This window comes from Tropicimonas sediminicola (genome assembly GCF_900188335.1).
GTDB classification, from domain to species: Bacteria; Pseudomonadota; Alphaproteobacteria; order Rhodobacterales; family Rhodobacteraceae; genus Tropicimonas; species Tropicimonas sediminicola.
Genome location: NZ_FZOY01000007.1, coordinates 289893 through 298897 on the forward strand (window position 1 = coordinate 289893; position 9005 = coordinate 298897).

Here is a 9005-nt window from a genome sequence, read left to right on the forward strand (position 1 = left end):
GATTATCACCACAAGTAGATAGCAATTGAAGTGTATTTGGCGAAACCCGCTTCCCGGTCTCGGCTAGACTGGCGGTGAGGACGACCAGGGAGCGCCAGACAGCAGATGCAGGACACGCCCAAGCCGCGCATGACCGTTCCGGAGCCGCAGTTCCGGCCCGGTGACGTGCCCGATTATTCCGACGTCAAGATCCCGGAGGCCGGGGCCGTCACGTTGCCACCACTCGACGTGGCGCCCCGGCAGCTTCGCAACCACGCCTTCTCGATCATCCGGATCCTGCGGCGGGATGGCGAAGCGGTCGGCCCCTGGGCGACGATGCTCTCGGACGAAGAGCTGCTATCCGGCCTGAGGCAGATGATGATCCTGCGCACGCTGGACGCCCGCATGATCGCGGCGCAGCGCCAGGGCAAGACCTCGTTCTACGTCCCGCAACTGGGCGAGGAAGCGGTGGCCATCGCCTTTCAGCGGGCGCTCGGCAAGGGCGACATGAACTTTCCGACCTATCGCAACGCCGGGCTTCTGGTTGCCCAGGACTATCCGCTCGAGACGATGATGAACCAGATCTTCTCGAACCAGAAGGACCCGCTGGCCGGGCGGCAGTTGCCGGTGCTCTACTCGGCCAGGGACTACGGCTTCTTCACCGTGTCGGGGAACCTGGGGACCCAGTTCGTGCAGGCCGTGGGCTGGGCAATGGCGGCAGCGATCGACGGATCGGACCGTATCGCGGCGGGCTGGATCGGCGACGGCTCCACGGCGGAATCCGATTTCCACTCCGCGATGGTCTTTGCCTCGACCTACAAGCCCCCCGTCATCCTCAACATCGTCAACAACCAATGGGCGATCTCCACCTTCCAGGGCATCGCCAAGGGCGAATCCGGCACGCTGGCCGCCCGTGCGCTCGGTTTCGGGATCGCAGCGCTGCGGGTCGACGGAAACGACTTCCTCGCCGTGCACGCAGTCGCGAAATGGGCGGTGGAGCGAGCGCGGCAGGGGCTCGGCCCGACGGTGCTGGAGCATGTCACCTATCGCGCCGGCGGGCATTCGACATCCGACAACCCGGAAGCCTATCGACCGAAGAAGGAGTCCGACGCCTGGCCCCTCGGCGACCCCATCGAACGGCTCAAGCTGCACCTCATCCGGCGCGGGCTGTGGTCGGAGGAACGCCACGCCCAGGCACGGTCCGAGATCCGCGACCTCGTTGTCGCCGCCCAGAAAGCGGCGGAGAAGAACGGCACCCTGCTCGGCGGTGGCGCCCCGAGGCGGCGCAGCATTTTCGACGGGCTATACGAGGAAATGCCACTGCATCTGCGGCGCCAGAAGGAGGCGGCCGAGAAATGGCTGTGATGCAGATGTCGATGGTCGAGGCGGTGCGCAACGGGCTCGACGTGATGATGACCCGCGACCCGCGTGTGATCGTCTTTGGCGAGGATGTCGGTTACTTCGGCGGGGTCTTCCGCTGCACGCAGGGGCTGCAGCAGAAACACGGCAAGCTGCGTTGCTTCGATACGCCGATCAGCGAGAGCGGCATCGTCGGCGCGGCGATCGGCATGGCGGCCTACGGGCTGCGTCCCTGCGTCGAGATCCAGTTCGCCGACTACATGTACCCCGCCTATGACCAGATCACCCAGGAGGCGAGCCGCATCCGCTACCGCTCCAACGGCGACTTCACCTGCCCGCTGGTGATCCGGATGCCCACCGGAGGCGGCATCTTTGGCGGCGAGACCCACAGTCAGAGCCCTGAGGCGCTGTTCACCCATGTATCGGGCCTCAAGACGGTGATCCCCTCGAACCCGCAGGATGCCAAGGGCCTGCTGATCGCCGCCATCGAGGATCCGGACCCGGTGATCGTGCTGGAGCCCAAGCGGCTCTACCACGGCCCGTTCGACGGGCACCACGAGCGCGAGGCGATGTCCTGGAAGGGACATCCGCTGGGCGAGGTGCCGGAAGGGCACTACCACGTCCCGCTCGGACACGCGGCGATCCGGCGTGAGGGAGGCGACCTGACGATCCTGACCTACGGCACGATGGTTCACGTCGCGCTGGCGGCAGTGGAGGAACAGGGGATCGATGCCGAGGTCATCGACCTGCGCAGCCTGATCCCGCTCGACCTCGAGACGATCGAGGCCTCGGTACGCAAGACCGGGCGCTGCGTCGTTGCCCACGAGGCGACCCTGACCAGCGGCTTCGGCGCGGAGCTGGCCGCGCGGGTGCAGGAGACCTGCTTCTACCACCTCGAAGCGCCGGTCGGCCGGGTCGCGGGCTGGGACGTGCCCTACCCCCATGCGCAGGAATGGTTCTACTTCCCCGGACCGGAACGCGTCGGCCGGGCGCTGCGCGAAGCGATGGAGGCCTGAGATGCCGGAAATCACCATCAAGCTGCCCGACATCGGCGAGGGCATCGCGGAGGCCGAGATCTCGGAATGGATGGTCGAGGTCGGCGAATGGGTGCGCGAGGACGAGCCGCTCGGCGTGGTTCTGACCGACAAGGCGGCGGTCGAGATCCCCGCGAGCGCCTCGGGCCAGCTCGTCTGGCGGGCCGGCGAACCGGGCGACAGGCTCGCCGTCGGCGCGCCGCTGGTGCGGCTCAACGTTGCAGAGGATGGCGAGAACGCGCCCGAGCCCCCCGCCGAGCCAACCGAAGCGGCCGCCAGCCCCACCCCGCCGCCGGACAAAATCCCCCGGCCAACCGAACGCACCCTCGCTGCCCCGGCCGTGCGGCAGCGCGCGAGAGACCTCGGGCTGGATCTCTCGGAGGTCGCGGGAACCGGGCCCGAGGGCCGCGTCACTCATGCCGACCTCGACCGCCGCCTGGCCGGCACGCCCCGCGGCGCGCCCGCGCGCGATGGCGTGACGGAAACCAGGGTCATCGGCCTGCGCCGGCAGATCGCCGAGCAGATGGCCCGCGCCCATGAGCGGATTCCCCAGATCACCATCGTCGAGGAGGTCGACGTGACCGAGCTGGAACGGCTGCGTGGTCAGTTGAACGCCGACCGCTCCGAAACGCAGCCGCGGCTCACCCTGCTGCCCTTCCTGATCCGCGGCATGATCGTGGCGCGGGCGGAAGCGCCCGAGGTCAACGCCCGCTATGATGACGAGGCAGGCGTGCTGCACCAACACGACGCCGTACATGTCGGCATCGCGACCCAGACCGAGCGCGGACTGCTCGTACCGGTCCTGCGCCATGCTGAGGCGCAGACGGTCTGGGAGCTCGCCGCCGGCATTACCCGGCTTGCCGATGCGGGGCGGGACGGCTCGCTGCCGCGCGAGGATCTCTCCGGCAGCACCATCACCCTCACCTCCCTCGGGCCGCTCGGGGCCCTCGCCACGACCCCGATCATCAATTACCCGGAAGTGGCGATCCTTGGCGTCAACCGAAAGCAGGTCCGCCCGCATTGGGACGGCCGGAACTTCGTGCCGCGAGAGATGATGAACCTCTCGGCCAGCTTCGATCACCGGATCGTCGACGGCTGGAACGCGGCACGTTTCGTGGCGCGGCTCAAGACGCTTCTGGAGACCCCCGCCCTGCTGTTCGCATGACAGGGGCCGCTGTCAGGGATACCGTGCCGACCCCGACCTTCGCGTTTTCGGGAGGATCGGTACGCCGCCGCGCCATGCGGGGGACTCAGGAACCGCTCACCTTCACTCGACCTCGTACCGACACAGGATGGTGTTGCTCTGCTCAAGATCCGGCCCCCAGATCAGCGCCGCCTCTTCCGCCCAGTCGATCTGGTCGTAGCCTCCCCTGGGGCTCACCTCCTGCTCGGAATAGACCTCCGCCATCGGCCAGCCGGAGGCGTCGAAGCCGGACTCGTCCCATCCCTCGGGCTCCTTCGAGATGTCGAAACCGCAGGCCCCGACGCCCGCCGCCGGATCGACCACCGTCTCACAGGACTTGTCCAGCGGCGCCATGTGGATCGTCAGGCACCGCCAGCTGTCATCGCTCACGGCAACGATCTCGCCCGAGCTGTCCCTGATCTGAACGATCACACCCCCGTCCCCCATCTGCTGGCGCGGCGTTCCGATGTATTCGAGGCCAGTGTCGTTCTCGCGAAAATCCTTTGCGACCAGCCCGATCACGAAAGGCGGATTCGCAACGAACGCGAAGCTCTCGGCGTTGAAGGATCGCTCCGTCGTGATCGGCACGCTGTCCTCCGCAACCTGCGCGCCATCAATCCGCATCTCGAACCAGTTGTCCGCCCAGACATCGGCGGAAAAGGTCTCCGCGCTCAGTGTCGTCGCGGAAAAGGAAACGAACATCAAAGCGGAGATCGAACGTATCATTGGGAGGTCCTTGCTGTTGCGCTGACCGTTCAACGGGCAACCTTGGAACATCCGTCGGTCCCCGAATGGTTTTTCTGCGTCCGCAACGAGGGTGCGGCACTCCATGTTCCCCTGACCACGTCACCAGACGGATCCGGCTCCACCGTTGGCGCATAAACGGCCAAGGCATCATCAAGATGAAGGAGAGAACTGCGCGCTCCCAATGGTCCAAGATATTTTGGCCAGACTTTGCGAAGATGTACCGCCAATGTGCCGTCTCCTACCAAGAGCGAAGAGAACCCGGCCCGCACTCCCGGCGACGGCTTCCCTGCCTGGCCCGGCCGCATCGCAGGCCGTGGCCATGGAGAACAAGTCTGCAACAGCTCTCTCGACAAGCATTTCATCGAGATCCGGGAACGCTCAAAGCCCGGCCAAGGGCCGGGCTTCGAATATCACGAACGTTCGCGAAATTTGGTTGCGGGGGCTGGATTTGGCCTTTGCCGAACATCCGGCACGCTCACTATCTAGCATTGGTCTAAACAGTTAAGTCATTCGTTTCCGAGAGGACCGCAGACTGCGCAGTGCTGCCGTTGGTCGGTTTCGGGCAAAGGTCCGGTGTGCGGGAAAGAGCGCGAATTCACACTCTGCCGGTGCAGGTCTTGACCCGCATTTCCGGAGCCGCATGCGCCCGCCTCCGGCGCTAGGCTGGTTCTCCTCCCCTGCGCAGGCTATCTAGTCGGGCGTTGGTTTCCATGAAATCGTCGGCTTCGTTCGAACGGGGGAACGGTTCGTCCGGCACGTCGCAGCCAAGGAAATCACACAGGCGGGTCCATCCCTCGCCGAGTTCGTATGTCAGAAGTCTGTCGGCCCCGAACGCGGCCTGCACCTCCGCGGTATTGCGTTCGTAGGCCGCGATCATGTGATCCTTGTCCGTGATGTTGCCTTTGAAAACGCCGTCACGAATCAGCGGAATGGCGACGGGGTTCGGATCGGGTTTTTCACGCAGAACGCGCAGGATCGTCTTCTGCATGCTGGCATACCAGGATTCGGCGCTGCGAACCGTCAGCAGGACTTTCGCCTGCTGATAGTGCATGGCAATCTCGCGCCAGAACCGCGCGGCAGGCCAATCGACCGTCGCACGATAACCTGCGAAGGCTTCGTCCCAGTTCGGAAGTCGGCCAGACGCGGCATCGCACCACAGGTCGATGCGGTCGCGGCTGATAACTTCGCGCATGTGATAGCAAGGTCCGAACCCTAGCTTCTCGAGCGCCAGTTTCATGGATTCCGTACCCGTGCGTCCGAAACCGGCACCGATGACCTCTAGGCTCATTCAGGTCCCTCCCCCGATGGCTCGAATCGAGTAGATCACAGCGCGGTCTGAATTGCCAAGATCCGGTTCGACGTCGCGTTTCTTGGCCCCCCGGTCCCTCCGACATGCGAGGGAGTTTCGCCCCCCCAGCGATCTCTTTGATGTGTTGGATATGACCTGCCGGCGGCCGGTGAACGCAAAGTCTCATTCCTGCGCAAAGCTGCCGGTCATTTTATTTGGTCACTTCGCCCTTGCAGCTTACTGTCAAAACCGGAAGCAGCCGTTCGTGAAAGGAACGGCGAAGGGGTAGTACGAGCCCGAAGCGACTGATGCGGCGGCGCAGCTAGATGATCCTCTGTTCAAGTTCCGCCGGGTCATCAGTATCGACGTGCCAGAATGCGGCTGCGCCTTCGGGCATCTCTTGTAGCACGCGCTCGAAGTCTCTCTTGTTAGTGCAGCGCCGTATCGCCCAAGCCGTCGCTTCAATCGCATTATCCGGCGTCAAGTTGTGATTTCGGCGAACCTGCTTTACTTCGGCAACCATTTTGGACCGCTCGGAGAAAGGAACAGGAGGTTCTGTAACATCCCAGCCATTCACGAAAATTGCACGAAGCACACTTGGAAGAACCGCTGCAAAGTCCAAGCCCTGTTGTGCGGTCAAGCGGCGGCGAAAAACCAGAAACACTGCGTCAACAGCAGTATAGGCCATGTTGTCCGACTCGAGACACATGCGCTCCTTTGCATCGTCCAAAAACGCCTGCCATTCCTTTGAGGCGTGTCTGTATGTCCACGGCATTGGCATGTGCGGTTTCGATCCTGAGTGATTTCTTTGCCAAATAGCCTACAAACGTTGGATTTATACCGATGATAAGTGAACGGCAACTTCGTCCCGCTGACTGGTCCTTGATGTGAGACGCCGCGAACGTCCGCTCTAACTGCATTTGGAAATCGTCGAGTGAGCACATCAGGGAACGCTGCAGACGCGGCGAAGGTCCGGTAGGTCGGCATTCTACCCACTCAGTCGACCTCCGGTTGAGAACTCGACCGGGCGACGATTAGAGGTCCGGAGACTGTGCATTGCCGACACAAGCATCAGCCGCGACTCCGGGTTGATCAGGTTTGGGGCGATAGGGGATTGGTTGCGATCAATTGATACTAGCCGGCCCTATGGCCAAAGCAGATTGAGGATAAACATCACCACTGCGATGGCAAAGAACAACGGCCAGCTCCAACGCGGACCGCCGTCCCTGTGAGGTGTGTAGAGGCCAGATTTCTGCATGCCGATGATCACGGCAAATATCAGAACGCCGGATACCAACGCGTGTGCCAAGTCGAATGTCATTATGTTTCCTTGGAGTTAAGGGCCACGGCGTCGCCTGACAGCAAGATGGCGGCAAATGATCCCCAGTATGGTGAGGTTGACGAGTGGCACCAAGGCCGCTGCAAAAGGCAAAACCGATTCAGGCAGCCCGTCCAACCAGAGCGACCACGGCAATCCGAGGGGCATCAGGAAGACACCCGCCAGCGGATCGCGCTCCTGACCGAAGAGCCCGAAGGTTCCGATCAGGAGCAACGCAAGCGCGACAAGGTACAAGGCCGCGAAGGCACGTGTTCCCCACTTACACATCACGCGCCCGCATTATGGTACGTGCAGCATGTCGCGGCGGGACTGTTGCCGGCCGCAGGTCGTGCGGGCAGCCCTGCTGCGCCCCATGGGCGTTAATTGCATGCAGGGTAGTTGGCACGGTCGGCCTCGGTGACGTCAACCGGGCATTCAGTAGCGCGATTTGCCTCGGAAATATCTGCTTCCGTTGTGTAAGCTTCCTCCTGGACACACCCAGCCAAGGCGATCGTCGCAAGCGCGAGGGCAATATAGGTTTTCATGCGTTTTCCTTCTTCATTTCGTTTGACGCCGAAAGCAGGAAAGCTTTCACGTCGTTCCCGGTCGTGGAATTATTCGATTCCGAAGATCACGTTGTAGGATTGGGCGCCGTTCGCCGTGTTGTAGACCTCCACCACATGGTCGCCCGATTGCCAGAGTTGTCCTCGGTACTCCTGCGATGCACTCATCTCGTCCAGCAAGACCGAACCATCCGGGTTGTAGATCACATAGGTCATGCCGGGTCCGTTGGCCGCGACCCGCACGTACAGAAATTGGCCGTCTTTCGCTCCTAGGACGTAGCGGCGGCTTTCCTGCGGAAGCAGCGAGCCCGTCAGTTCCGCGCCCGAGGTTCCGGCTGTAAAGGCTACACGCTCGGTCCCCGACCCGGAGGAGCCCGAAGCACCGGCCATGGCCCCATTGCCATCGTCAGCGGCTTCGGCAACGGAGAGATCGGCAACAACGCCATCGTTCGAAACAAGGCATCGCCAGACCGTGTTTCCACTGTCGCGGAACATCACGAGAGAGTTGGCTTCTGAATATTCCGATGAGAGCACCGTTCCGCTCTGACCGTCAGGTCCCCCAACGGTCCGGATTTGGTCGATGCAGCCATCGATAGCGTCCTGTCCCACGTTTGCGATTGCAGGTGTAGCTAGCGACTGAATGAGAGCCGCAGCTAACGCAGCTCCAACGAATTTCATTAAGATCATGTAACCTCACTTAGCATCACTGAATTTCTCGACCTCGACACAGATAATCACGTTCGACAACCTCTGTTAAGTAGTCCAATCAACGAGAGTATTCGAACTGGAAGTATTGGAATGGCGCCTCTGTCCCTGCGACAGCTCGCCGTGGCCGCAAACCAGACCACAGAGCAAGACGTACGAGTAGCCGAAACGCGCAGTCAACGAACAGCTGTCCGGGCGTCCCGAACGGCAGCAAAGTCCGCTGTCTTTTCCTTGGTGTGAGCCGCCGCGAACGTCCGGTCCTCTTCCGAATGGACGGCTGTTGGATGACGGTAGCTGGATTTGCTGCACTGCGGAGAATGACTGCGAAGTCGGCGAAGCCGACTCATAAATAGGTGTTACATCGTGGGCCGATCGGGTAGATCGGCCCAACTCGTCAGATCTCGACGGGCTCGGCAATTGAGAGTGCATCTTCCAAATCGACACCGAGATAACGAACTGTGCTGTCCATCTTGGTGTGTCCCAGTAGGAGTTGCACCGCTCTCAGGTTGCCTGTCTTGCGATAGATCTGCGCAACCTTGGTACGACGCATCGAATGCGTCCCATACGAAGTGGGGTCCAGGCCGATCGACTGAACCCATTCTCGAACCAGGCGCGCATACTGGCGGGTAGAGATATGCAGCCGCTCATGGAAGCGGCCCGGCCACAGGAACTCCGAACCGCTCATCAAGGGATCCGCGATCCACTGCGAGATCGACCTCCGAGTTCCTTCCGAGATCTCGAACCGAACCGGCTTGTCGGTCTTGCTTTGGATGACCGAAGCGCGCTCCTTGACCAGCCCGGCAGCGTAGGCATTTGCGACCTTGAGCTT

Annotated in this window: 10 protein-coding genes; 3 read left to right on the forward strand and 7 right to left on the reverse strand. The window is 62.3% G+C overall.

The genetic code is table 11. From position 1 onward, the window contains the following. Positions 1-105: 105 nt before the first annotated feature. From CHB86_RS18065 to CHB86_RS18075, 3 genes are read left to right on the forward strand one after another with little or no spacing between them, the layout of a single operon-like run. On the forward strand, positions 106-1344 hold the full coding sequence (locus CHB86_RS18065; protein ID WP_089234482.1) for a thiamine pyrophosphate-dependent enzyme: 1239 nt from the start codon (positions 106-108) through the stop codon (positions 1342-1344). Beyond that, positions 1335-2354, forward strand: a complete 1020-nt coding sequence (locus tag CHB86_RS18070; protein WP_342747478.1) for an alpha-ketoacid dehydrogenase subunit beta — start codon at positions 1335-1337, stop codon at positions 2352-2354. The genes CHB86_RS18065 and CHB86_RS18070 overlap by 10 nt, the downstream gene beginning before the upstream one ends. A 1-nt stretch (position 2355) precedes the next feature. Continuing rightward, positions 2356-3537 carry a dihydrolipoamide acetyltransferase family protein gene (locus tag CHB86_RS18075; RefSeq protein WP_089234483.1) on the forward strand — a complete coding sequence of 394 codons (1182 nt, stop codon included), beginning with the start codon at positions 2356-2358 and terminating at the stop codon, positions 3535-3537. Between the two features lie 102 nt (positions 3538-3639). On the opposite strand, the gene CHB86_RS18080 is transcribed toward CHB86_RS18075, so the two are convergent. The 7 genes from CHB86_RS18080 to CHB86_RS18105 all read right to left on the reverse strand — a co-directional run. Next, positions 3640-4281: a PEBP family protein gene (locus CHB86_RS18080; RefSeq protein WP_089234484.1), complete on the reverse strand. Its 642-nt coding sequence runs from the start codon at positions 4279-4281 to the stop codon at positions 3640-3642. 679 nt (positions 4282-4960) lie between these two features. Next, positions 4961-5590, reverse strand: a complete 630-nt coding sequence (locus CHB86_RS18085; protein WP_089234485.1) for a sulfotransferase family protein — start codon at positions 5588-5590, stop codon at positions 4961-4963. A 322-nt stretch (positions 5591-5912) separates the two neighbouring features. Beyond that, a complete protein-coding gene (locus CHB86_RS18090) occupies positions 5913-6371 on the reverse strand; it encodes a DUF2267 domain-containing protein (protein ID WP_089234486.1) in 459 nt (152 codons plus the stop codon). Between the two features lie 363 nt (positions 6372-6734). Then, positions 6735-6911, reverse strand: a complete 177-nt coding sequence (locus CHB86_RS24715; RefSeq protein ID WP_176442922.1) for a hypothetical protein — start codon at positions 6909-6911, stop codon at positions 6735-6737. Between the two features lie 377 nt (positions 6912-7288). Beyond that, the gene (locus CHB86_RS24720) at positions 7289-7453 is read right to left on the reverse strand and encodes a hypothetical protein (protein ID WP_176442923.1); all 165 of its coding nucleotides are present in this window, start codon (positions 7451-7453) and stop codon (positions 7289-7291) included. A 69-nt stretch (positions 7454-7522) separates the two neighbouring features. After that, complete coding sequence (locus tag CHB86_RS18100) at positions 7523-8158, reverse strand: hypothetical protein (RefSeq protein ID WP_176442924.1); 636 nt, start codon at positions 8156-8158, stop codon at positions 7523-7525. Positions 8159-8570: 412 nt separating this feature from the next. Further along, positions 8571-9005, reverse strand: a 435-nt coding sequence (locus CHB86_RS18105; protein WP_217898334.1) for a tyrosine-type recombinase/integrase, incomplete at its 5' end; no start/stop codon positions are given.